The organism is Rhodococcus xishaensis, assembly GCF_004011825.1.
GTDB classification, from domain to species: domain Bacteria; phylum Actinomycetota; class Actinomycetes; order Mycobacteriales; family Mycobacteriaceae; genus Prescottella; species Prescottella xishaensis.
The window spans coordinates 439,041-462,311 of sequence record NZ_RKLO01000001.1 but is presented as its reverse complement, the minus strand read 5'-3'; the positions used below and the strand labels follow the sequence as shown (position 1 = coordinate 462,311).

Sequence of the window (23,271 nt, the reverse complement as noted above, 5' to 3'; positions counted from 1 at the left end):
CAGAGTTTGAATGTCTGGGGACAAAGAGTGCTCAGGTGGTGTTTCATCCGTGGTTTCGCCGAGTTTCGGATAGGTGAACGGATTGGCCGATCGTGTTGCGCGCAGGTTTCGTGGTTTCCCACACGGCGTCAAACGGCGATTCCTGGCACGCTCGCACGCAGACGTGACGCCCGACGGAGTAGTGCCTCACCCTGCCCGCACACAACCGCTGCCCGGCCCCACAGAGCCGGAACCGGGCAGCAGCGTGTGAAGGACTCTCAGCCGAGCAACGCGTCTACGAACGCCTCCGGCTCGAAGGGGGCGAGATCGTCGGCGCCCTCACCGAGGCCGACGAGCTTGACCGGCACGCCGAGTTCGTGCTGAACCTGGAAGACGATGCCGCCCTTGGCGGTGCCGTCGAGCTTGGTGAGCACCACACCGGTGATGTCGACGACCTCCGCGAACACACGGGCCTGCATGAGACCGTTCTGCCCGACGGTGGCGTCGAGCACCAGCAGCACGTCGTCGACGCCGGCCTTCTTCTCGACCACACGCTTGACCTTGCCGAGTTCGTCCATCAGGCCGGTCTTTGTGTGCAAACGGCCAGCGGTGTCGATGACCACCGCGTCGATGCCGTCCTCGATGCCCTTGGAGACGGAGTCGAACGCGATTGCGGCAGGGTCGCCGCCTTCCTTGCCGCGCACCACTTCGGCACCGACGCGTTCGGCCCACGTCTGTAGTTGGTCGGCCGCGGCGGCACGGAACGTGTCGGCCGCGCCGAGCAGGACACGGCGCCCGTCGGCGACGAGGACGCGGGCGAGCTTGCCGGTGGTGGTGGTCTTGCCGGTGCCGTTGACGCCGACGATCAGCAGCACGGCGGGGTGATCGGGGTGCGGCAGCGCGTGGATCGAGCGATCCAGGTCCGGACGCAGCTCGTCGATCAGGACCTCACGCAGCAGGGCACGCGCCTCGGCCTCGGTGCGCACGCCGCGTGCGGCCATCTCCTCGCGCAGGCGCTCGACGATCTTGGTCGTGGTAGCGGCGCCGATGTCTGCGATCAGCAGCGTGTCCTCGACCTCCTCCCACGAGTCCTCGTCGAGGTCGCCGCCGCCGAGCAGACCGAGCAGGCTCTTGCCGACCGCGTTCTGCGAGCGAGACAGGCGGCCGCGCAGCCGGTCGAGGCGGCCGGCGGTTGGCGCAATCTCCTCGATCGCGGGCGCCTCCGGTTCCGCGGGAGCGGCGGCCTCGGGCGCGACGACAGGCGCGGCCTCTACAACTGGCTCAGGCTCGACGACCGGCTCGGGAGCCGCGGGCGCCTCGGGCTCCGCGACTGGCTCAGGTTCTGCAGCAGGCTTCGGCTCGACGACCGGCTCCGGGGGCGCGGTCGGCTTCACTTCACGCGCGGGCGGTGCAACCGGCCCCGGCTCGGGCGCGGGGGGCGCAATCGGCTCCGGCTCCGCGGTAGGGGGCTCAGCAGTAGGCGCGGTCGGCGGAACCGGCGGCGCGGTGGCCGACGGTCCCCGGCTGAAGTTGAATCCTCCACCTGCTTGATAACCGCCCGATTGGTCCTTGGGCTCGGTCAGCTCGGGCTTCTCAGGAGCGGCGAGGCTGATCCGTCGGCGTCGCGCCAACGTAAAGCCGACGACGAGCGCAACGACGAGGACGGCCAGCACGGCCGCGATTGCTATCCAGGCTCCGGTACTCACCCCAACATCCTGTCAGGCTGCGGGACCTCGGTCAGCCCGACACTGTCAGGTCCTGACCGCGCAGACGTTGCGAGATGACGGTGGTGATGCCGTCGCCCCGCATACTGACGCCGTACAGCGCGTCGGCGACCTCCATCGTCGGCTTCTGGTGCGTGATCACGATCAGCTGCGACTTTTCCCGCAGCTGCTCGAACAGACCGATCAGCCGCCGCAGGTTGGTGTCGTCGAGTGCGGCCTCGACCTCGTCCATGACGTAGAACGGCGACGGCCGGGCCCGGAAGATCGCCACCAGCATCGCAACCGCGGTAAGCGACTTCTCGCCACCGGAGAGCAGCGACAGGCGCTTGACCTTCTTGCCGGGCGGCCGAGCCTCGACGTCGATGCCGGTGATGAGCATGTCTGACGGGTCCGTGAGGACGAGCCGACCCTCACCGCCGGGGAACAGCGTCGCGAACACCTCGACGAACTCGCGCTCGACGTCGGCGTAGGCCTCGCTGAACAGCTGCAGGATCCGCGCGTCGACGTCGGCCACCACGCCGAGCAGGTCTTGGCGGGCGTTCTTGACGTCCTCGAGTTGAGTGGAGAGGAAGTTGTAGCGCTCCTCGAGCGCGGCGAATTCCTCCAGCGCGAGCGGGTTGACCTTGCCGAGTGTCGCTAGGTCCTTCTCGGCTCGCTTGGCCCGCCGCTCCTGCGTTGCTCGGTCGTACGGCTGCGGAGCCGGGGCCACCACCTGTTCACCACGGTCTCGTGCCTGCTCGTACTCGGCAATCTCCAGCTCGGACGGCGGCAGCGGCACGTCGGGGCCGTACTCGGCGATCAGATCGTCGGGCGCCATCGCGAACTGGTCGAGGATCATCTCCTCGAGCTGTTCGATTCGCAGCGCGGCCTGGGCACGTGCCACCTCGTCGCGGTGGACCGCGTCGGTGAGCGCCGACATCTGGGCAGTGAGCTCGCGGACGTGCTCCTTGAGGGCCTCGGCCTGCTCGGCGTGCGCCGAACGCAGCTGGGTCAGCTCGTCGCGATGCGCCACGGCCGCCGCGACCACACCCTCGAGCCGCGCCGCTACCCGCGCACCGGCCTCGGCGACCGCTGCAGCGACGGCCGCGGCAGCCTGACGGGCCCGCAGGGCCCGCTCCGCCCGCGCACGCGCCTCTCGTTCGGCCTGCGCCGCTCTCCGCAGTGAATCAGCCTTTCCACGAACTGATTCGGCACGCTCTTCCGCCGTCCGCACCGCGAGCCGGGCCTCGACCTCGACGGCCCGCACCTCTGCGAGAGCCGCCGATGCGAGCTCACGCTCGGTGTCGGTACCGTCCCCGCCGACTGAATCCGTCAGGTCGGCGCCGGACTGTTCGTGCTCCGCCAGACGCAGCCGCTCCTCGAGCTCCGCGAGCGACGCGAGATTCTCCGCCCGTCCGGTCTCGGCCTCCGTGCGCTGTGTAAGGAGACGCTCGGATTCGTCCCGTGCGGCGCGCACCACGTGACCCAATCGGCCCAGTTGCTCGTAGACCGCGGACATGTTCGCGTCGGATTCGTGGAGGGCGGCGAGGGTCTGCTCGGCCACCTCCGCGCGGTCTTTCTGCTCGGCGAGTGCCCCGGCAAGGGCCGCCGATAGCTCCTCCGCATGGCGTTCTGCTGCCTCGAGCCCCGTTACGGACGTGTCGATCGCGGCCTGCACCTCGAGCGTGCTCGGCTGGCGGTCGGATCCACCGACGATCCAACCAGGTCCGATGAGGTCGCCGTCTCGCGTCACGGCACGAACCGAGGGCACCTGTCGGACCAGTGTGAGGCCGTCGGCAAGCGAGTCGACCACCGCGACCCCGTCCAGAAGTGCGACCGTCCCGCCGCGCACGCCGTCGGGGCAGTCGACGAAGTCGACGAGCCACCGGGCCCCACTCGGAAGGTCCGACCGCGTTGCCGGGGTGGACTTTTCGATCCCGAACAGGATCGAGGCCCGTCCCTCGTCGGCATCCTTGAGTGCCTGGACAGCCGCCGTGGCTGCCGTAGCGGACTCGGCGGCGATCGCGTCGGCGGCCGGCCCCAGCACGGCCGAGACCGCCGCTTCGAAACCGGGTTGGACACGCAGCAGTTCGGCTACCGGCCCGGCGAGGCCACGACCGCCGTGATGTTCGAGCAGCCAGGCCCCGCCGTCCCGGCGTTCGAGCCCGATCGACAGCGCGTCGATGCGGGCCTTCAGTGATGCGACCTGCTGGCCGGCCTCACGCTCGGCGGACTGCAGTTCCTCGACCCGCGCCGTGACGAGACTCAGTGCGGCAACGGCTCGTTCGTGCTGCCCGTCGAGCCCGACCTCGCCCGCGTCGAGATCGTCGACCGTGGCCTCGACGGCCTCGAACTCCGCCTGCGCCGCGTCGCCACGCTGCCGGGCCTCCTCGATCGCGACGTCGAGGCGAGCGACCTCGGCGTCCACGGACTCGGCGCGGGTCTGCAAGGTGTCGATCTGTCCGGCGAGGCGGGCCAGTCCTTCCCGCCGGTCCGCGACGGCGCGCACCGCCGCCAGGTGCGCACGCTCGGCCTCGGCGGCGGCCTCCTCCCGGTCGGCGAGCTGCTCGCGGGCAGCCTCGAGCGTCGCGCGGGCCAGTTCGACGGCCGCGACCAGCTCAGCTTCCTCCTGCGCGATCCGCTCGGCCCGGGCCTCCATCTCGTCCGGGTCCTGCCCACGTCCGGTCTCCGGCTCGGTCTCGAGGTGCCGCGCACGTTCCTGGGCGATGCGGATGGTCGCGCTCACCCGTTCGGCGAGTGCCGACAGCTGAAACCACGTCTGGCTCGCCGCCTCGGCCTGGGGGGCGAGCCGAGTCAAGGCCTGCTCGTGCCCGCCGAGTTCGGCGGTCGCGGCGTCGAGGGCGGTCTGGACCGCCTCCTGCTGCTGGCGGGTGAGCTTCTCGTCGTGCGTCTGATTCTCGAGTTCGGCCCGACGGGTCACAAGGTCGTCGGCGGCCAGTCGCAGCCGGGCATCGCGCAGGTCGGCCTGCACGGTCTGGGCCCGGCGTGCGACCTCGGCCTGTCTGCCGAGGGGCTTGAGCTGTCGGCGCAGTTCCGCGGTGAGGTCGGTGAGTCGGGCCAGGTTGGCCTGCATCGACTCGAGCTTGCGAACCGCCTTTTCCTTGCGCCTGCGGTGCTTGAGCACCCCGGCGGCTTCCTCGATGAACGCACGCCGCTCCTCGGGGCGCGATTCGAGAATCGCCGCCAGCTGGCCCTGCCCCACGATCACGTGCATTTCGCGGCCGATACCAGAGTCGCTGAGCAGTTCCTGCACATCCATCAGCCGACAAGAGTTCCCGTTGATCTCGTACTCGCCGGCGCCGTCACGGAACATCCGCCGCGTGATCGACACCTCGGAGTAGTCGATCGGCAGCGCGCCGTCGGAGTTGTCGATCGTGAGCGTCACCTCTGCTCGCCCCAGCGCAGCCCGTCCCGCGGTGCCGGCGAAGATCACGTCCTGCATCTTGCCGCCGCGCAGCGCCTTGACGCCCTGTTCCCCCATCACCCAGGTGAGCGCGTCGACGACATTGGACTTGCCCGAGCCGTTCGGACCGACGACACAGGTGATGCCGGGCTCGAACCGCAGAGTCGTTGCGGACGCAAAGGACTTGAAGCCTTTCAACGTCAGACTCTTCAGGTGCATGACGGTGGACTCTACCGGCGGTTCAGCGTTCGACGAATCCGGAAAGACCCCCGCGCGCCGCGTCGAAGTGCTCGACGACGAGAGTCACACTTCCGGGCGTCCGTCCGGACCGCAGCAGCACCAGCAGCCGTTCGAGGGCATGGCGCGGACCCTCCGCGATCACGAGAACCCGGCCGTCGGTGTGATTGGTCGCGTGGCCGATCAGTCCCAGCTCGAGCGCACGCGAGCGCGTCCACCACCGGAAGCCGACGCCTTGGACGTAGCCGTGGACCCACGCCGTGAGTCGTTCGGTCGCGCCAGAGTCGTGCATGGGTTCCATTATCGGACGGGCGGGATCAGTTGGCGGACGGTGCCGTCGAAGCCCGTTGCATACAGCGAGGCTTCGTCCCACCCCCGACCGGCCCCGAACTGCACCGAGGAGGTCAGCGTCAGACCGGACGCGATCTCGCAACTGGTGCCCGTCGCGGTATCCACGCGCAGTACCTTCCCGGGGAGGTTGTAGGTCACGTAGACGGCGCCGTCGGGACCGACGGTGAGATCGTCGGCGATGTTGAGCGGCCCGACACCCGGCAGCGGGATCGTCCGGACCGGACCGTGAAGGTCGTTCGCCGAGAGGATCTTCAACTCACTCACCGGATCGAAGGAGGTGCTCACATACACGCGGTCGCCGTGAGTGGCGATGCCGTTGACGGTACCGAGATCGGCACGCACCAGCTCCGGTGAGCCCGGGCGCTCGGCCGGAATCCGAGTCAGGCCCGGTGCCCCGAGATCACGGGTGGTGAGCAGATCGCCGTTGCCGAGCCTGGTCAAGCCGTTGGGCATCACCAAACCGGACGCGAGGGTGCGTCGGTCGCCGGTGCCCAGGTCGACCGCGTCGATGGTGCCGTCGGCGATCCCGAGCAGGCCCGAGAGCGCGGTGTTTCCGGTGGTGAAGTACGCGTCCTCACCGACGAGGACGAGGCCGCCGGGTCCGTTCACGTTCTCGACGAGGGTGCTGCGAGCGCCGGACGCGTCGAGCGCGCGGACCGCGCCGGGACCCACGAGCGCCGACTCCGACAGCAGCATCGAGCCCTGGCCGTCGAACGCGAGGTTCTCGAGCATCCCGTAGCCGGCCGCAACGGTCACGGCGCTCCACTGCGGACAAGGGTTGGCGCCGACGGACATCTCGGCAGCCGCCGGGGCCCCGGACACGAGCCCGATAGCAGCCGCGAGCGCACCGACAGCTCCTGTACTCCGCCGCATCCGCACGGGATCCCCCTTCCGCTACGGTCTGTGAACTCGAATTCCGTTCTTGCCCAAAGAATCTAGCAAGAACAGGACCAGGAAACCTAGTCCGTTTCGACCTTCAACGTGATGTTCGTACCGGCCTTCAGGGTGCGCCCGACGGTGCACACCTTGTCGATCGAACGCTCGACCAACGCGACCAACCGCCCCTGCGCCTCGGCATCGAGTTCACTGAGATCGAGTTCGAGGACCTCCTCGAGGTGAGGGTACAGTTCGTTTTCCCGGTCGGCGGCACCCGAGACGCGAATGGTCGCGTCGTAATCGTCACCGAGACGCCGAGAGAGCGGGAAATCCGAACTCATGCCCGAGCACGCGGCCAGGGCTATCTTGAGTAGTTCGCCGGGTGTGAAGACCCCCTCGACCGATTCCGATCCGATGCGAACCTCGGCGCCACGTGAGCTGCGCCCGGTGTAGAGACGAGTGCCGGTGCGCTCGACCCACAATTCGGTGGGAGCGGATGCAGGAGTCTGTTCAGCCATGTTCGGACATCCTGCCATGCGTGGCCGTCTCCTCCCACACCTGTACTCCGCGGATCTCCGGCAGGTCAGCGCGATGGAACACCGGATCGATCCCCTGCTTACGCTGACGCGAGTAATGCGCGAACAACGCGAACGCGACTCCCGACAGCGGCATCAACGCCAGGAGGTTGACCGTTGCCATCACACCCATGGTGAGGTCGGCCAACTCCCACACGATCGGAAGCGACCCGATGGCCCCGCCGAACACGCATGCCACGACGAGTAGCCGGTAGCCCCGCAGCGCACCCGGGGAACCTGTGAGGAACTCGACGTTGACCTCGCCGTAGTAGTAGTTGCCGATAACCGACGTGAAGGCCAGAAGGAGGATGGCGATCGCGAGGAAATGCACGGTCCAGCCGCCGAGTTGAGCAGCCAGTGCGTTCTGAGTGAGCGAGGCACCGGCCGGGGTGCCGTACTCGGGGTCGGACAGCAAGATGATGAACGCCGTGATCGAGCAGATCAGCAGGGTGTCGAAGTAGACGCCCAGGCTCTGCACCAGACCCTGCTTGACGGGATGCGAAACAGCAGCAGTGGCACCAGCATTCGGCGCGGAACCCATGCCTGCCTCGTTGGAGAACAGGCCCCGGCGGACCCCGTACATGAACGCCGCACCGAATCCACCGCTGACCACCTCGCGGATACCGAACGCGTCCTCGACGATCAGCTGGAACATCCGCGGCACTTCACCGATGTTGAGCACCACGACCAGCAACCCGAGCACGATGTATGCGCTCGCAACGAGGGGCACGAGGATCTCCGAGACCACCGAGATTCGCCGTATTCCTCCGAAGATCACGGCGGCGACCAGCACTGAGATTCCCAGCCCGACGAGGGCGGCCGGCCCGTGCCCTTCGAACCCGATCGACTCCGAAGCAGCATCGACGATCGCGTTGGCCTGCACCGCGTTGAAGGCGAACCCGTAGGTGAGGGTGATGACGACCGCGAAGATCGCGCCCATCCATCGTCGCCGCAACCCGTGCAGCATGTAGTACGCGGGACCACCCCTGAATCCGTCGCGGTCGCGCACCTTGTACAGCTGGGCGAGCGTGGATTCGATGAACGCGCTCGCCGCACCGAGTACGGCCATTGTCCACATCCAGAACACCGCACCCGGCCCGCCGACGCTGATCGCGATACCGACTCCGACGATGTTGCCGGTACCGACGCGGGCGGCGGCCGAGACCGAGAACGCACGGAAAGCGGAGATCCCCCTGGTGCCGTCGGGGAGCAGCTCGGCGCGTTCGACAATCGAACGCAGCATGTCGGGAATCAATCGAAACTGCACGAACCGCGACCAGACGGTGAAGTACGCGCCCAGGCCCACGAGGAGAACGATTACGCCGTACCAGTAGATATCGTTGATTCTCGTGACAGCATCGATGGACGCGTCCATCTGTCGATCATCGACTTTACGTAGGTGATGTGCAACACATCTATATGAGCAATATATCTACGCGCCGTAGAGCGGAGATCCGAACTCATGCCCGAGCACGCGGCGGAGCCATCTCGAGTAGCCCGCCTGCGTGAAGACCCCCGACCGATTCGATCCGATGCGCACCTCGGCGCCACGCGAGCTGCGGCGTAGAGACGAGTGCCGTTGCGCTCGACCCACAATTCGGTGGGCGCCGGTTCAGGAGTCTGTTCAGCGCTGTTCGGTCATCCTGCCATGCTCGGCGCCCGTCTCCTCCTCCCACACCTGCACTCCGCGGATCTCCGGCAGGTCAGCGCGATGGAACACCGGATCGATCCCCTGCTTACGCTGACGCGAGTAATGCGCGAACAACGCGAACGCGACTCCCGACAGCGGCATCAGCGCCAGGAGGTTGACCGTTGTCATCACACCCATGGTGAGGTCGGCCAACTCCCACACGATCGGAAGCGACCCGATGGCCCCGCCGAACACGCATGCCACGACGATCAGCCGGTAGCCCCGCAGGGCTCCCGGGGAACCTGTGAGGAACTCGACGTTGGCCTCACCGTAGTAGTAGTTGCCGATGATCGAGGTGAAGGCCAGGAAGAAGATCGCGATCGCGAGAAAATGCACGGTCCAGGCTCCGAGCTCGGCGGCCAGTGCGTTCTGAGTGAGCGAGGCACCGGCCGGGGTGCCGTACTCGGGGTTCGACAGCAAGATGATGAACGCCGTGATCGAGCAAACGAGCAAGGTGTCGAAGTAGACGCCCAGGCTCTGCACCAGACCCTGCTTGACGGGATGCGAAACAGCAGCAGTGGCACCAGCATTCGGCGCGGAACCCATGCCTGCCTCGTTGGAGAACAGGCCCCGGCGGACCCCGTACATGAACGCCGCAGCGAATCCACCGCTGACCATCTCGCGGATACCGAACGCGTCCTCGACGATCAGCTGGAACATCCGCGGCACTTCACCGATGTTGAGCACCACGACCAGCAACCCGAGCACGACGTATGCGGTCGCAACGAAAGGCACGAGGATCTGCGAGACCGCCGAGATCCGCCGAAAGCCTCCGAAGATCACGCCGGCGACCAACACTGCAACCCCCAGCCCGATCGCGGCGGCCGGCGCGCGCCCTTCGAACGCGATCGACTCCGAAGCAGCATCGACGATCGCGTTGGCCTGCACCGCGTTCCAGCTGAACCCGTAGGTGAGGGTGATCACGACCGCGAAGAGCACGCCCATCCACCGTCGCCGCAACCCGTGCAGCATGTAGTACGCGGGACCACCCCTGAATCCGTCGCGGTCGCGCACCTTGTACAGCTGGGCGAGCGTGGACTCCACGAAGGCGGTCGCCGCACCGACCACGGCCATAGCCCACATCCAGAACACTGCACCCGGCCCGCCGACGCTGATCGCGAGGCCGACCCCGACGATGTTGCCGGTACCGACGCGGGCGGCAGCCGAGACAGAGAACGCCCGGAAAGCGGAGATCCCCCTGGTGCCGTCGGGGAGCAGCTCGGCGCGTTCGACAACCGAACGGAACATGTCGGGAATCAATCGAATCTGCACGAACCGCGACCACACGGTGAAATACAAGCCCAGCCCCACGAGCAGCACGATCACGCCGTACCAGTAGATCTCGTTGATTCTCGTGACAGCATCGATGGACGCGTCCATTCGTCGATAATGGACCTGTATGAACATGATGTGCAATACATCTACATGTGCCATATATGTTCGCTGAGACGAATATATGTACGTTGACGCGAAAGTCGGGTTCACTCCCGGAAGCGGTAGCCCATTCCGGTCTCAGTCAGCAGGTGCCGCGGCTTCGACGGGTCCTTCTCGAGTTTGCGACGCAGCTGGGCGAGGTAGACCCGGAGGTAGTGCGTCTCGGTGGCGTAGGCCGGACCCCACACCTCGCGCAGGAGTTCCTTCTGCCCCACGAGCTTGCCGTTGTTGCGCACGAGCATCTCGAGCATCCCCCACTCGGTGGGCGTCAGGTGCACCTCCGCGCCGTCACGGGTGACCTTCTTTGCGGCCAAGTCAACTGTGAACGAGTCGGTGACCACGACCGGTTCGCTCGTCTCGGCTGCCGCTGCACCCCGTCGTACTGCGGCCCGCAGCCGAGCGAGGAACTCGTCCATCCCGAACGGTTTGGTGACGTAGTCATCGGCGCCGCCGTCGAGGGCTTCGACCTTGTCGGAAGAGTCGGTGCGTGCCGACAGCACGATCACCGGCGCCGTGTACCAGCCGCGCAGTCCCGCGAGGACCTCGATGCCATCCATGTCCGGCAGCCCGAGGTCGAGCACCACTACCTCAGGGTGTTTGTCGGCCGCCGCCCGCAGGGCAGCCGCGCCGGTCGAGGCCGTGGTCACCTCGTAGCCACGAACGATCAGGTTGATCCGCAGGGCACGCAGAATCTGCGGCTCGTCGTCGACCACCAACACCCGAGTCATCAGGCCTCCTCGGTGCCTCCGGTCGGGGAGGCAGCCAGTTCGACCGCCATCGTCAAACCGCCACCCGGGGTGTCCGTCGCGCTGACGGTGCCTCCCATTGCCTCGACCAATCCCTTCACCACCGACAGACCCAACCCGACGCCGATCGTGTTGTCCCGGTCGCCGAGCCGCTGAAAGGCGCCGAACACCTGGTCGTGGGTACCGCGCGCGAGCCCAGGTCCGGTGTCGGCGACCGTGATCGTCGTCCGGTCCCCCGCCCGTGCCACGCCGATCCGGATGGGTTCGTCGGGCGCGTAGCGCAGTGCGTTATCGACGAGATTGGCGATCACCCGCTCGAGCAGTCCGGCGTCGGCCATCACCGTCGCGTCGCCCACCTCGACTTTCACCTGGTCACGCACCCGCCGCGCCGAGCCCGGTCTCCTTGGTCCCGCACCGACGAGGGCCCGGTGGACCACCTCTTCGAGATACACCTTCCGCAGCGTCGGCTTGACCACGCCCGCCGCGAGCCGCGACGAGTCGAGGAGGTTGCCGACCAGCGCGGTCAGTTGATCGGTCGACTCCTCCACGGTGGCCAACAGTTCGGCGGTGTCCTCGGGCGAGAACTCGATGTCAGCGCTACGCAGGCTCGACACGGCCGCCTTCACGGCGGCCAGCGGAGTCCGCAGGTCGTGGCTGACGGCCGAGAGCAGCGACCGGCGCAACCGGTCGGCCTCCGCAAGCGCCGACGCCTGGCCGGCCTCCTCGGCGAGCTGCTTCTGTCGGATCAGTCCGACCGCCTGATTAGCCACTGCGCCAAGGACCTTGCGATCCCGCGCACCAAGTTCGGCGCCCGCGAGGAGCAGCGCGTACTCGCCGGCACCCGCCTCGCACACCGTTGCGGCCTCGTCGACCGACGTGGGCGGTGACGCGCCCACAGAACTGACCACGCCCTCGCTGCGCCGGACGACGCTGACCCCTGCCTGTGAGTATGTCTCCCGCACCTTCTCGAGTAACGCCGGCAGGTCCGCCCCGCGTAGCACCGACCCCGCGAACAGTGCCAGAAGTTCGGCCTCCTGCGATGCGCGCCGAGCCTCGCGTGCCCGTTTCGCGGCCGCGTCGACCAGCACGGCGACCGCGACGGCGACCACCATCAGCACCATCGTGGTGACGAAGTTGTCCGGCTCGGCGATCGTCAAGCTGTAGAGCGGGTCGGTGAAGAAATAGTTGAGCAGCAGCCCCGAAACGAGCGCTGACAGGATCGCCGGACCCACACCGCCGAACAGAGCGACCCCGAGCACCACTACGAAGAACAACGCGTTCTGGGCGCCGAGTCCCGTCACCTGATCGATGACCGCCATCAACGCCGCCGCCAGAGAGGGCACGACCACCGCGGCCAGCCACGAGAGGATCCGGCGCCCGCGACCCGGCATCGAAACACGGTGCCGGCGCGCGGCCTCGTCGTGCGTGACGATGTGAACGTCGATCGTCCGGGACCGCCGGACGATCTCCGAGCCGATCCCCTCCTCGAAGATCCGCGCCCACCGCGAGCGCCGGGACGTGCCGATCACCAACTGCGTGGCGTTGACCTCGCGGGCGAACTCGAGCAGCGTCGTCGGGACGTCGTCGCCGACGACATTGTGCAGACTCGCCCCTACTCCCGCGGCGAGCTTGCGCACCCTGCCCATGTCGGCGGCGGCCTCACCCTCGAGACCCTCACCGCGTACGACATGGACCACCATGAGTTCGGCGCTGGACCTGCTTGCGATGCGGCTGGCCCGCCGGACGAGGGTCTCCGATTCGGGGCCGCCGGTGACGGCCACGACGACGCGCTCACGGGCCTCTCGCGTTTCGGTGGTCTCCGTCTCGGCACTGTAATTCGCAAGTTCGGCGTCTACGTGGGCCGCAACCCACAGCAACGCGAGTTCGCGCAACGCCGTGAGGTTTCCGTGCCGGAAGTAGTCATCGAGGACTGTATCGACCTTGTCGGCGGCGTATCCGTTTCGGCGAGAGAGGCTGCGCCGCAGAGCTTCCGGTGTTAGATCGACGAGTTCAACCTGAGTGGCCTCGCGAACCACTTTGTCGGGCAAGGTCTCGCGCTGCTCGACCCCGGTGATCTGCTGGACCACGTCGCTCAGACTCTCGAGGTGCTGCACGTTGAGCGTCGACAGGACGTCGATGCCGGCGTCGAGCAACTCGTAGACGTCCTGCCAACGCTTGTCGTTGCGACTGCCCGGGGTGTTGGAGTGCGAGAGATCGTCGACCAACACCACCGCCGGCTGCCGCGCGATCACCGCTTCGACGTCGAGTTCAGGCATCGAGGTGCCCCGGTACGAGACCATCCTCGGCTCGAGGACCTCGAGTCCCGACAATTTCCCGGCGGTGCGGGCACGGTCACGGGTCTCCACGACCGCGGCAACCACGTCATCGCCCTTTTCGATGCGACGGTGCGCCTCCCCGAGCATCGCGTAGGTCTTGCCCACGCCGGGGGCCGCACCGATGTAGATCCGTAACTCGCCACGGCGCGGGGCGCGGGTCGGTTCGGGACTACTCACACACTCATCATTCACCCGGCATCGCCGCGCCGCATCCAGACGCGGTCGATCTCAGAAGTCCGAGGGAACGGTCAGTAGGGAACGGTCAGCGCACCCGCCTCGACTGAAGGCTACGCAGCACCAACGCGCATAGTGTGAATACACCGATTATCAACACGACGACGGCCAAATCAGCCATTGCGTTCTTCTTTCGAGTTCGTCGTCAGTTCAGGCTTACGGTGCCCGTACGGCAGCGCCACGCGTAGCGTTCGCTTGTCGGACGCTCATCTCCAATGCTGCACCCGTTTCGAGCCCTCACGCACCTTCCTGACAATCTGCTGACGCCCGAGTAGGTCGACATTGACGCGATCTTTACGCGTGCACCCGGTCGGTAGCCGTGGGAGTACCTACAGGGCTTCTTGGGCCTCTTTCAATTCCTCCATGGCCATAGCGGATTCGACGACGATCGCCTGCATGGCAACCTCCGCGGCATCGGCATCGCCCGCCTGAACGGACGCCGCAACGACACCGTGTAGGTGGATGGCCTCCGACTCGGCGATGTGCGGCATGAGGGAGTGCCGGGTCCGGCCCTCCAACACCTCCACGACGATCTCCGACATCGCTCGCAGAAGGGGGTTTCCCGAGGCGGCGAGCAACGTGCGATGGAAGTTCGAATCATGTGCCAGGAAGGCGTCGTTGTCAGCGGCGCGGGCCGTCGACGACATGCCGATCACTGACGCAGTCAGCACTCCACACTGCTCCGCCGTCGCGCGACTCGCCGCCAGCCTGGCTGCCAGCGGTTCGATTGCCGACCTGAGTTCGCTCAGACACGCAAGTTGCTCGAACCGTTGCGGGCCGGCCAGCTTCCATCGAATCACGTTCGGATCCAGCGAATTCCAGTGATCCTCGTTGAGTACGGTGATCCCGATCCGTCGGCGGACCGCGAGCAGCCCCAGCGATTCGAGGACGCGCACCACCTCGCGCACCACTGTTCGCGACACCGCGTACTGCACGACGATTTCATCGGCCAAGATGCGGGTACCCGGCGGTACTACACCCGCGACGATCTCACCACCCAGCCGGTTGAGGACCGATGCGTGCAACTGGCGGTTCACGGAGTCCTTGGGATCGTCGACGTTGACCATGCGCCCGATGGTGCCATGCCGACGCGTGCAGTCATACAGCAATACGGACTACGTAATACGACTGATACTTGAATTCGTAGTATTTTTCATGCACAGTTGCACAAGCCACACCGCGTGGCCTTCCAGGACCCCCAACCCGGAGCACCGACATGAGCACCGCTGAGGTCCTCGCGGCAGGCGATACCGCTGGACAGGATGTGCGGCTGATCACGGCCGCGATCGTCGGTGTCGCGGCCATCGTCGTCCTGATCACCTGGCTCAAACTGCACCCCTTCCTCGCCCTGTCCATCGGCGCGGCAGGTGTCGGCATAGGCGCGGGCCTCAGCCCAGCGGACACGGTGGCGTCCTTTGTCGAGGGCTTCGGTTCGACGATGGGCAGTGTCGGCCTCCTCATCGGCTTCGGCGCGATGTTCGGAAAGCTGCTCGCCGACTCCGGCGGCGCCGACCGGGTCGTGGACACCCTGGTCGGCCGCTCCGGGCCGCGCACCCTGCCGTGGACGATGGCGCTCGTCGGCGCGGTGATCGGCCTGCCGATGTTCTTCGAGATCGGCCTCGTGCTGCTGATGCCCGTCATCATCCTCGTCGCGCGGCGATCGGGGCAGTCGCTGATCCGTATCGCTATCCCCACGCTGGCCGGACTGTCCGCCATGCACGGACTCGTTCCGCCGCACCCCGGCCCGCTCGTGGCGGTGGCCGCGCTCGACGCCGACCTGGGGCTCACCCTCGCTCTCGGCATCGTCGTGGCGATTCCGACGGTGGTCGTCGCCGGACCGCTGTTCAGCAAGCTCGCGGCGCGGTGGGTCGATGTTCCCGTGCCCGACCTCTTCGTGACCCCGGAGGATCTCGAGGGTGCCGAGGCCGCGGCGGAGCGTCAGCGTCCCGGATTCACGGCAACGCTCTGCGCAATCCTGCTGCCCGTCGTTCTCATGCTCGGAAGAGCCCTCGCCGACGTCATTGCGCCTGACTCAGAATCCCCGTACAAGGCGTTGCTCGACTTTCTCGGGACCCCAGTCGTAGCCCTCGGCCTCGCCGTACTCGTCGGTATGGTGCTACTCGGTCGCGGCGGGGGCATGGACCGCAAGGACATCGCCAGGTCACTGGAGAGTTCGCTGCCGCCGATCGCGGGAATCGTGATGATCGTCGGCGCAGGCGGCGGCTTCAAGGAAGTCCTCGTCGACACCGGGATCGCCGACGTGATCGCCCGCGCGATCCAGGACAGCATGCTCCCCGTACTGTTCCTCGCCTGGCTCGTCGCGGTCCTCATCCGGGTTGCCACCGGTTCGGCCACTGTTGCCACGGTCACCGCATCCGGCATTCTCGCGCCAGTCGCGGCGGATCTGCCGACGACGCACGTTTCGCTGATGGTCCTGGCGATCGGGGCAGGTTCGCTGTTCCTCTCCCACGTCAACGACGCCGGATTCTGGCTCGTGAAGGAGTACCTGGGTGTCACCGTGGTGCAGAACCTCAAGACCTGGACCGTGATGGAATGCGTCATTTCCGTGACCGGTCTGGCCGGAGTGCTCGCACTGAGCACATTCATCTGAGGAGGAGCGGACCTGTGACCGACCTGAAGTTGGTGTGCCGCACATGAGTACACGCGAGCACATCCCGGAGACGACGTTCCCCGTCCTGGTGGTGATGGGAGTGTCGGGATCGGGCAAGTCGACGATCGCGGGAGTGATTGCCGGGGCGCTGGGCTGGGACCTCCAGGAAGGCGACACCCTGCACCCCCCTGCGAGCGTGGCGAAGATGGAGTCCGGGCAGCCGCTGACAGACGAGGACCGGTGGCCGTGGCTGGAGCGGATCGCGGAGTGGATCCGGGAGCACACGGACAACGGCCTGCCTGGGATCATCACCTGTTCGGCACTCAAGCGCAGCTACCGTGACGTGCTTCGCGGCGACCACGTCGTCTTCGTTCATCTCAACGGCACCCGCGAACAGATCGCAGGACGACTCACGACCCGACTGGACCACTTCATGCCCGCGTCGCTGCTCGACACCCAGATCGCGACACTCGAACCGCCCGATCCCGATGAGGACGCCATCGTCGTCGACGTCGGTGACCCGCCCAGCCAACTCGCGGCGGAAATCATCGCGCAGCTGGGGCCTCGGCGGAGATCGCACGGCGGACGAGCGGAGACACGGTGACCAGGAGTCCGGCAAGCGCGACCCCGGTGACGAGCACGAGGCCGGACTGGAACTGCTGGAATCCCGCGCCGCCGACACTGCTCGCCGCGTGCGAGCCTCCGGAGACGAGAGCGGTGGTCAGTGCCAGCACCACCGCAGCACCGACCTGAGCGGATGTCTGCACCAGTCCGGACGCCAGGCCTTGTTCGTGGTCGGCGACACCCGCCGTCGCCTGGGCCATGATCGAGGTGAAGCCGAACGCGAATCCGACTCCGAGCAGCAAGACGCTCGGCAGGATCGACACAACGTAATTCGGTTGGTCGTCACCCATGAGCAGGAACCACACATACCCGAGGGTCAGCGACGTGAGAGCCGCGATGATCATTCGTGCTGTCCCGAACATGTCGACCAGACGACCGATGAATGGCGAACCGAACGCGACGATGAGGCCGGCGGGAAGCAGGCCGAGCGCCATCTCGAGCGGCGACCAGCCGAGAACCGACTGCAGGAAGATCGTCATCATGAACTGGAAGCTGAGGTAGCTGCCGAACAGCGCGACGATGCTGACGTTCGCGCGCACGATCGCGCCGACCCGCAGGATGCTCAGTCGCACAAGGGGATGCGCCACCCGGTTCTCGATGACGAAGAACAGCGCCAGCAATGCGGCCGCCGCAACGAACGACCCCAGCGTGAGCGGGTCCGCCCACCCGCGGTCGGGTGCCGATACCACTGAGTAGACGGTGAGCAGCATGCCCGCAACCAACGTCGCAGCGCCGAAGACGTCGTGACCGCCGGTGTCCGCGGGGCGGTCCCGTGGAATGAGCGCGATGCCCGCGACGAGGGCGAGGGCTGCGAAGGGAACTGGCATCAGGAATGTCCACCGCCATCCTGCACTCGTGAGTAGTCCGCCGAGGATGAGTCCGGACGAGTACCCGCTCGCACCGAACACCGAGAAGATCGAGAGGGCGCGATTGCGGGCCGATCCCTCGCGGAAAGTGGTGGTGAGAATCGACATCGCAGTCGGTGCTGTGAAGGCAGCGGCCAGTCCCTTCACGAACCGGGTGGCGATGAGAAGTGTTCCGTTGTCGACGAGTCCACCGACGAGAGACGCGATCGCGAAGATCGCCAGTGCTATCAAGAACACTCGACGGCGACCGAGGAGATCGGCGGTGCGTCCCCCGAGCAGCAGCAGACCGCCGAAGCCGAGGACGTATCCGTTGATGATCCACTGAAGCGACGTGGTGGTCAGACCGAGTTCGATGCCGATCGATGGCAGGGCCACACCCACCATCGACACGTCGAGACCGTCGAGGAACATCACGAGGCACAGCACGGCGAGGATGCCCCAAAGTCGAGGGGTCCAGGCTTGATCGGTCGCCGGAGCGGAGGTGCCCGACGAGGTGGCGAGCTCCGGGGAGGTGTTGTTGAGAGTCACGAGGGACAACTTAGATGCATGCGCAATCACTGCGCAAGCACTTATTGCGTCTGCAATTAATTCGCTTGCATCAGTTTCGCACGCTGACTACCATGCCGGTCATGAGCTCGGACGTGGACTTGCGTGGCACGTGGCGGCTGCTCGCGAGCAAGTACAACGAGATCGCCTGTCAACTGGACCGTGAGATGCAAAATGCCCACGGCCTCAGCATGAGTGACTTCGAGACCCTCGACCGACTCATGGACGCCACCTGCGAGCACCCGCGCATGAACGAACTCGCCGCCGAGATGTACCTCAGCCCGAGCGCGCTGTCCCGCAGCGTAGCGCGGCTCGAGAAGGCCGGGCTCGTCGTCCGTGCCCTCTGCAAGGCCGACCGACGCGGCGTCTTCGTCGAAGTCACCGACGCCGGACGGAAGGTGCACACCAGCGCCAAGAAGATTCAGGTCGAAGTTCTCGCAGAACGGCTAACGGACGCAACCTGATCCGTCAGACGGGCAATTCCTGAAACGTTGAACCTCGCATCGCGCGTCAGCCGAACCGAGGCCTGGGCTGACACCTGGGGCAGCTGTACGACGAACGGTTCATGAACTTCTCGCGCCGGATCGGCGCCCCGCAACGCCGGCATGGCAGGTTCTCCTGGCCGTACACCGCCAACGAACGGTCGAAGTAGCCGGACTGTCCATTGACGTTGACGTACAAGGCATCGAACGACGTTCCGCCCTCCGCGAGTGCCTCTCGCATGACATCCCCTGCGGCATTGAGCAATCGACGAAGCCGTGGTCCGCTCAGCTTGGCCGTGAGCCGATTGCCGTGAATCTCGGAGCGCCACAACGCTTCGTCGGCGTAGATGTTGCCCACGCCCGATATCAAGGTTTGGTCGAGAAGGGCGCGCTTGATCTCGGTCTGTTTGCGGCGCAACGCTTTCACGAGCATGTCGGGATCGAAGAGTGGATCGAGGGGATCCCGGGCGATGTGTGCGACCGCATCGGGGACCAGAGTGCCGTCGACGGTTAAGAGATCCGCGAGCGCCCAACCCCCGAACGTGCGCTGGTCGACGAAACGCAGATCGATCCCCGAGTCGAGTCGGGCCCGGATGCGGAGGTGCTTCTCGTCGGCGACCGTGGGCTCCTGGACGAGCATCTGACCGCTCATTCCCAGGTGGACGACGAGCGCTGTCCTACTGGGCTCAAGGACGAGCCATATGTACTTGCCGCGACGCTCGGCCGACGCGATGGTCTGGCCCTCGAGCCGCCGGACCATGTCGACCGATCCGGGCAGGTGCCGACGGACAGCCCTGGGATGCAGAATCTCGACCCAGTCGATCGCGTGGCCCACGACGTGCGCGCCGAGGCCACGTCGGACGACCTCGACCTCGGGGAGTTCAGGCACGTCCGACTCGCTTTGCCGTCGAACTACTGCTCGACAGCGGGCTCGTCGACCTCGGCTGCGGCGTAGGACGATCGGGGAGCCGACTCCGACAACGCGCTCCATGCCGTGCTGGCGGCCTTCTGTTCGGCCTCCTTCTTGGAGCGGCCCACGCCCACACCCAGCGCCCCACCACCGACGAGGACGGTCGCAGTGAACTCCTTGTCGTGGTCGGGGCCAGTTGCGCTGATCTCGTACACCGGAACCCCGATGCCACGCTCGGCGGTGAGTTCCTGGAGGCTGGTCTTCCAGTCGAGACCGGCACCGAGCTTCGGAGCGCGAGTGAGCAGATCGGCGAACAACTCGAGCACCACCTTGCGCGCGGCGTCGATGCCGTGCTGCAGATGGACCGCCCCGAGCAGCGACTCCATGCCGTCGGCGAGGATGCTCGGCTTGTCGCGTCCGCCGGTCATCTCCTCACCCTTGCCCAACAGCAGATGTGCGCCGAGCCCGCCCGGGCCCAGGCCACGGGCGACCTCCGCGAGCGCGTGCATGTTCACGATGCTGGCACGGATCTTCGCAAGCTCGCCCTCGGACTTCTCGGGGTGCGATAGGTACAAGCGCTCGGTGATGGTCAGGCCGAGGACCGAGTCACCGAGGAATTCGAGCCGTTCGTTGGTCGGCAATCCTCCGTGCTCGTACGCGTAGGAGCGGTGAGTGAGCGCGAGCGTCAGGAGCGACTCGTCGAGTGTTGCACCGAGAGCGGCGAGGAGCGATCCATGATCCCCCTCGCCGCCGACAGGTGCCGTATTGCTTTTTTTGCTGGTCACAGCGCCACTGAGCAGACTAGACCGCAGCGGTAACCTGACGGCCCCTATAGGTGCCGCACGACGGGCACGCGGTGTGAGGCAGCGTCTTCTCGCCGCAGCCACGGTTCGGGCAGGTGATGAGGGTGGGCGCAGTGGTCTTCCACTGGCTCCGCCGCGACCTCGTGTTCGACCGCGACATTCTGCGCTTGGGGACGGCCACGTCTACTTCTCCTCGTTGTTCTTGCTGGTATCAGCAGTTGCGTTGCTGGCGTCGGACCCTGCACCGAATTTGGCTGCGAGCCCAGCCCAGCGAGGGTCCATTGTCTCATGACCGTGCCCGGATTCCGCAATCGCCAGGCGAACGCCACATTCGGGGCACAATCCCTCACAGTCGTCGCTGCACAGGGGCTGGAGTGGAAGCTCCAGCCCGACCGCATCGACGATCACCGGCTCGAGGTCGATCTCGTCGTCCACGATCCGGTAGATCTCACCCTCTTCGGTGGTCTCCTCGGTCGCGCTGTCCGGGTACGCGAACAGCTCGGTGAGGTGTAGGTCCACCGAGTCGTCGAACGGTTCGAGGCAGCGCGAGCACGCGCCCACCACGTCCGCTCGAACGGAACCGGTCACGAGGACGCCCTCGGACACAGCCTCGAGCCGCAGGTCGAATTCCACGTCCGTCCCCTTCTCGATCCCGATGAGGTCGAGACCCACACGAGAAGGCGCCGGAACCGCACGCGACACCGTGCGCATCGAACCGGGGCCGCGGCCCAGCGAAAGCGTGTCGAGCACGAAGCCCTCGTCGCGAGTCGGGCGCGAGGAGCGGTGACGATGGGAAGACACCGGAATTCTCTTTCAGGAAGAACGTGGAACGGGCAACCACACCACGATACGCGATCCCGGTACCAAGACGAAAATGGAATTCCTAGCGGTGGCGACCGCCGTAGCCGGCGTCGTAGTCCGGCACCCCGGTTCCCGTCCGCAGCTGCTGACGTCCCCGGCCCACCGACCGGATTGTGCCGCTGAGGAAGTCTTCGAACTCCGCAAGCTTGGTGTCGACGTACAGGTCGCACTCGGAGCGCAGGCGGTCCGATTCTGCGTGCGCGGCGTCGATGACTCGCGCCGACTCTGCATGCGCGGCCTGGACAACCTCTGTCTGCGAAACGAGCCGCTCCTGCTCTGCGATGCCGTCCCCTACCGCCCGCTCGTATGATGCCTTGCCCGACTCGATCATGCGGTCCGACTCGGCCCGAGCACGGGAGGTCAGCGAGTCGTACTCCCGCTGCCCCTCCGCAACGGTCGAGTCCGCCTCCTCACGAGCTTCGAGAACCAGCTGCTCCGCATGCGAGCGCGCCTCGGCAACCATTCGGTCGGCCTGATCCTTGGCGTCCGCGAGGATCCGGTCGGCGTTCTCACGCGCATCGGTGATCGTCTCGTGTGCTTCCGCATTCGCGGTCGAAACGGTCTGCTCCGCGTTCTGACGCGCATCCCCGACCAGCTTGTCGCGATGGTCGAGCACGTCCTGCGCGTCGTCGAGCTCGCCCGGGATCGCATCCCGTACGTCGTCGAGAAGCTCGAGGACGTCGCCCCGCGGTACGACGCACCCCGCTGTCATCGGAACCCCACGCGCCTCCTCGACGATCGCGACAAGCTCGTCGAGTGCCTCGAATACCCGGTACACGCACAACCCCAATCGTCAGTTGCCATTGCTCGTGCTGGAACTTAAGTCTGCCCCAGTCGCCGCGGCCTGGCCGCCGCGGCGGCCGGTGTGTCGGTTCGGAGGACTCTCAGGACTTCTCGGCGGCTCTCTCGGCGAGCCGAGCGGTCAGCCGGGTATGGACCTTCTCAGGCACCATGTCCGCGACGTCGCCTCCGAACGTCGCTACCTCCTTGACCAACGAACTGGACAGGAAGCTGTACGTGGGGTTTGTCGGGATGAAGAGGGTATCGACTCCCGACAGTTTCTGGTTCATCTGCGCCATCTGCAGTTCGTAGTCGAAGTCGTTGGCGCCACGTAGTCCCTTGACGATGGCGTTGATTCCTTGAGACTTCGCGTAATCCACGAGAAGTCCGTGCCACGCGGCGACGCGCACGTTGCCCAGGTGGCCGGTGGCGTCCTCGAGCATCTCGATGCGCTCGTCGACGGTGAACAGACCACTCTTGTTCTTGTTGACCATTACGGTCACGACAACTTCATCGAACAGCGCGGAAGCGCGTCCGATCACGTCCAGATGGCCGTTGGTCACGGGGTCGAAGGATCCAGGGCAGACGGCGCCAGTCATGATTTCAGACCGTAGCAGGTAGCGATCTCGATCCTCGTCTCGCCGTAGCGCTTGACCCGCTCCGGTTGCAGCCCGTCAGGCCACCTCGTCTCGGCCGAGCGCGACGACCGTTCCACCACGACGATCGAGCCCTCCCCCACCCAGCCGTTCGCGACTAGCGTGCCCAGCGCCGCGGTCACGTCTTCTCCGGTGATCGCGTAAGGCGGATCGGCCAGCACGACGTCGAACTCGCGCTCGGCGACCGAACCCACGACGGCCGCGACCGGAGCGGTACGCACGACCGCGCCGGACAGGCCGACTGCCGTCATGTTCTGCCTGATGACCGCGGCGGCCTTGACGTCCGACTCGACGAGCAGGACGTACTCGGCACCGCGAGAGAGCGCCTCGAGCCCGAGGGCGCCCGAGCCTGCGTACAGGTCGAGCACTGCGGCGCCCTCGAGGTCGATTCGGCTGTCGAGCGAACTGAACAGGGCCTCTCGGACCCGTTCGGGCGTCGGGCGGGTCCCGCTGGCGGGCACCTTCAAGCGCCTACCCCCGGCTCGACCGGCGACGATTCTCGTCACGCTGCCTTCCTGTCCAGTCGCTCCCCATCATTCGTTGCCGG

The 23,271-nt window shown here is 66.5% G+C and carries 21 protein-coding genes; 3 read left to right on the top strand and 18 right to left on the bottom strand.

Translation table 11 applies throughout. The features are described from left to right. Positions 1–257: 257 nt before the first annotated feature. The 10 genes from ftsY to EGT50_RS02205 form a co-directional block, all read right to left on the bottom strand. Complete coding sequence (ftsY, locus tag EGT50_RS02255) at positions 258–1,685, bottom strand: signal recognition particle-docking protein FtsY (RefSeq protein WP_127950964.1); 1,428 nt, start codon at positions 1,683–1,685, stop codon at positions 258–260. Positions 1,686–1,716: 31 nt separating this feature from the next. Further along, the gene (gene smc / locus EGT50_RS02250) at positions 1,717–5,325 is read right to left on the bottom strand and encodes a chromosome segregation protein SMC (protein ID WP_127950963.1); all 3,609 of its coding nucleotides are present in this window, start codon (positions 5,323–5,325) and stop codon (positions 1,717–1,719) included. A 22-nt stretch (positions 5,326–5,347) separates the two neighbouring features. Then, positions 5,348–5,635 carry an acylphosphatase gene (locus EGT50_RS02245; protein WP_127950962.1) on the bottom strand — a complete coding sequence of 96 codons (288 nt, stop codon included), beginning with the start codon at positions 5,633–5,635 and terminating at the stop codon, positions 5,348–5,350. A gap of 8 nt (positions 5,636–5,643) precedes the next feature. Beyond that, positions 5,644–6,567, bottom strand: a complete 924-nt coding sequence (locus EGT50_RS02240) for an SMP-30/gluconolactonase/LRE family protein (protein WP_127950961.1) — start codon at positions 6,565–6,567, stop codon at positions 5,644–5,646. A gap of 86 nt (positions 6,568–6,653) precedes the next feature. After that, on the bottom strand, positions 6,654–7,088 hold the full coding sequence (locus tag EGT50_RS02235) for an OsmC family protein (protein ID WP_127950960.1): 435 nt from the start codon (positions 7,086–7,088) through the stop codon (positions 6,654–6,656). Beyond that, entirely contained in the window at positions 7,081–8,520 is a 1,440-nt protein-coding gene (locus EGT50_RS02230; protein WP_127950959.1) for an alanine/glycine:cation symporter family protein, read from the bottom strand. Before EGT50_RS02230 ends, EGT50_RS02235 begins: the two co-directional genes overlap by 8 nt. 249 nt (positions 8,521–8,769) lie before the next feature. After that, positions 8,770–10,215, bottom strand: coding sequence for an alanine/glycine:cation symporter family protein (locus EGT50_RS02220; RefSeq protein ID WP_127950958.1), 1,446 nt, complete (start codon positions 10,213–10,215; stop codon positions 8,770–8,772). A 101-nt stretch (positions 10,216–10,316) separates the two neighbouring features. Beyond that, positions 10,317–10,997 carry a response regulator gene (locus EGT50_RS02215; protein ID WP_127950957.1) on the bottom strand — a complete coding sequence of 227 codons (681 nt, stop codon included), beginning with the start codon at positions 10,995–10,997 and terminating at the stop codon, positions 10,317–10,319. Beyond that, a complete protein-coding gene (locus tag EGT50_RS02210) occupies positions 10,997–13,528 on the bottom strand; it encodes a sensor histidine kinase (RefSeq protein ID WP_127950956.1) in 2,532 nt (843 codons plus the stop codon). The genes EGT50_RS02215 and EGT50_RS02210 overlap by 1 nt, the downstream gene beginning before the upstream one ends. Before the next feature lie 386 nt (positions 13,529–13,914). Continuing rightward, positions 13,915–14,652 carry a FadR/GntR family transcriptional regulator gene (locus EGT50_RS02205; protein ID WP_127950955.1) on the bottom strand — a complete coding sequence of 246 codons (738 nt, stop codon included), beginning with the start codon at positions 14,650–14,652 and terminating at the stop codon, positions 13,915–13,917. Positions 14,653–14,801: 149 nt separating this feature from the next. Here EGT50_RS02205 and EGT50_RS02200 point away from each other — a divergent pair, with 149 nt between their 5' ends. Together EGT50_RS02200 and EGT50_RS02195 are read left to right on the top strand one after the other, a co-directional pair. Beyond that, on the top strand, positions 14,802–16,196 hold the full coding sequence (locus EGT50_RS02200; RefSeq protein ID WP_127950954.1) for a GntP family permease: 1,395 nt from the start codon (positions 14,802–14,804) through the stop codon (positions 16,194–16,196). Positions 16,197–16,239: 43 nt separating this feature from the next. Beyond that, positions 16,240–16,800, top strand: a complete 561-nt coding sequence (locus EGT50_RS02195; RefSeq protein WP_127950953.1) for a gluconokinase — start codon at positions 16,240–16,242, stop codon at positions 16,798–16,800. Here the strand turns inward: EGT50_RS02195 and EGT50_RS02190 are convergent. After that, entirely contained in the window at positions 16,742–18,097 is a 1,356-nt protein-coding gene (locus EGT50_RS02190; protein WP_408014594.1) for an MFS transporter, read from the bottom strand. The genes EGT50_RS02195 and EGT50_RS02190 overlap by 59 nt on opposite strands. 218 nt (positions 18,098–18,315) lie before the next feature. Between EGT50_RS02190 and EGT50_RS02185 the strand changes: the two genes are divergently transcribed. Beyond that, complete coding sequence (locus tag EGT50_RS02185) at positions 18,316–18,696, top strand: MarR family winged helix-turn-helix transcriptional regulator (RefSeq protein ID WP_127950951.1); 381 nt, start codon at positions 18,316–18,318, stop codon at positions 18,694–18,696. 46 nt (positions 18,697–18,742) lie between these two features. On the opposite strand, the gene mutM is transcribed toward EGT50_RS02185, so the two are convergent. The 7 genes from mutM to rsmD form a co-directional block, all read right to left on the bottom strand. Then, the gene (gene mutM / locus EGT50_RS02180) at positions 18,743–19,603 is read right to left on the bottom strand and encodes a bifunctional DNA-formamidopyrimidine glycosylase/DNA-(apurinic or apyrimidinic site) lyase (RefSeq protein WP_127950950.1); all 861 of its coding nucleotides are present in this window, start codon (positions 19,601–19,603) and stop codon (positions 18,743–18,745) included. A 23-nt stretch (positions 19,604–19,626) separates the two neighbouring features. Next, complete coding sequence (rnc, locus tag EGT50_RS02175) at positions 19,627–20,409, bottom strand: ribonuclease III (protein ID WP_127950949.1); 783 nt, start codon at positions 20,407–20,409, stop codon at positions 19,627–19,629. Positions 20,410–20,425: 16 nt separating this feature from the next. Then, positions 20,426–20,608, bottom strand: coding sequence for a 50S ribosomal protein L32 (rpmF, locus tag EGT50_RS02170; protein ID WP_127950948.1), 183 nt, complete (start codon positions 20,606–20,608; stop codon positions 20,426–20,428). A 2-nt stretch (positions 20,609–20,610) separates the two neighbouring features. Beyond that, on the bottom strand, positions 20,611–21,228 hold the full coding sequence (locus EGT50_RS02165) for a YceD family protein (RefSeq protein ID WP_408014575.1): 618 nt from the start codon (positions 21,226–21,228) through the stop codon (positions 20,611–20,613). A gap of 82 nt (positions 21,229–21,310) precedes the next feature. Then, a complete protein-coding gene (locus EGT50_RS02160) occupies positions 21,311–22,066 on the bottom strand; it encodes a DivIVA domain-containing protein (RefSeq protein WP_127950947.1) in 756 nt (251 codons plus the stop codon). 106 nt (positions 22,067–22,172) lie between these two features. Then, positions 22,173–22,667, bottom strand: a complete 495-nt coding sequence (gene coaD, locus EGT50_RS02155; protein WP_127950946.1) for a pantetheine-phosphate adenylyltransferase — start codon at positions 22,665–22,667, stop codon at positions 22,173–22,175. Continuing rightward, a complete protein-coding gene (gene rsmD, locus EGT50_RS02150; RefSeq protein ID WP_127950945.1) occupies positions 22,664–23,230 on the bottom strand; it encodes a 16S rRNA (guanine(966)-N(2))-methyltransferase RsmD in 567 nt (188 codons plus the stop codon). The genes coaD and rsmD overlap by 4 nt, the downstream gene beginning before the upstream one ends. Between the last annotated feature and the right edge of the window lie 41 nt (positions 23,231–23,271).

Bases quoted from the DNA above. Each gene is read 5' to 3' on its own strand.
- EGT50_RS02185 (WP_127950951.1), top strand. From the start codon at position 18,316: ATGAGCTCGGACGTGGACTTGCGTGGCACGTGGCGGCTGCTCGCGAGC.
- coaD (WP_127950946.1), bottom strand. From the start codon at position 22,667: ATGACTGGCGCCGTCTGCCCTGGATCCTTCGACCCCGTGACCAACGGC.
- EGT50_RS02200 (WP_127950954.1), top strand. From the start codon at position 14,802: ATGAGCACCGCTGAGGTCCTCGCGGCAGGCGATACCGCTGGACAGGAT.
- smc (WP_127950963.1), bottom strand. From the start codon at position 5,325: ATGCACCTGAAGAGTCTGACGTTGAAAGGCTTCAAGTCCTTTGCGTCC.
- EGT50_RS02205 (WP_127950955.1), bottom strand. From the start codon at position 14,652: ATGGTCAACGTCGACGATCCCAAGGACTCCGTGAACCGCCAGTTGCAC.
- EGT50_RS02215 (WP_127950957.1), bottom strand. From the start codon at position 10,997: ATGACTCGGGTGTTGGTGGTCGACGACGAGCCGCAGATTCTGCGTGCC.
- EGT50_RS02230 (WP_127950959.1), bottom strand. From the start codon at position 8,520: ATGGACGCGTCCATCGATGCTGTCACGAGAATCAACGATATCTACTGG.
- EGT50_RS02245 (WP_127950962.1), bottom strand. From the start codon at position 5,635: ATGCACGACTCTGGCGCGACCGAACGACTCACGGCGTGGGTCCACGGC.
- EGT50_RS02235 (WP_127950960.1), bottom strand. From the start codon at position 7,088: ATGGCTGAACAGACTCCTGCATCCGCTCCCACCGAATTGTGGGTCGAG.
- EGT50_RS02190 (WP_408014594.1), bottom strand. From the start codon at position 18,097: ATGTTCCTCGACGGTCTCGACGTGTCGATGGTGGGTGTGGCCCTGCCA.
- EGT50_RS02240 (WP_127950961.1), bottom strand. From the start codon at position 6,567: ATGCGGCGGAGTACAGGAGCTGTCGGTGCGCTCGCGGCTGCTATCGGG.
- EGT50_RS02220 (WP_127950958.1), bottom strand. From the start codon at position 10,215: ATGGACGCGTCCATCGATGCTGTCACGAGAATCAACGAGATCTACTGG.
- EGT50_RS02195 (WP_127950953.1), top strand. From the start codon at position 16,240: ATGAGTACACGCGAGCACATCCCGGAGACGACGTTCCCCGTCCTGGTG.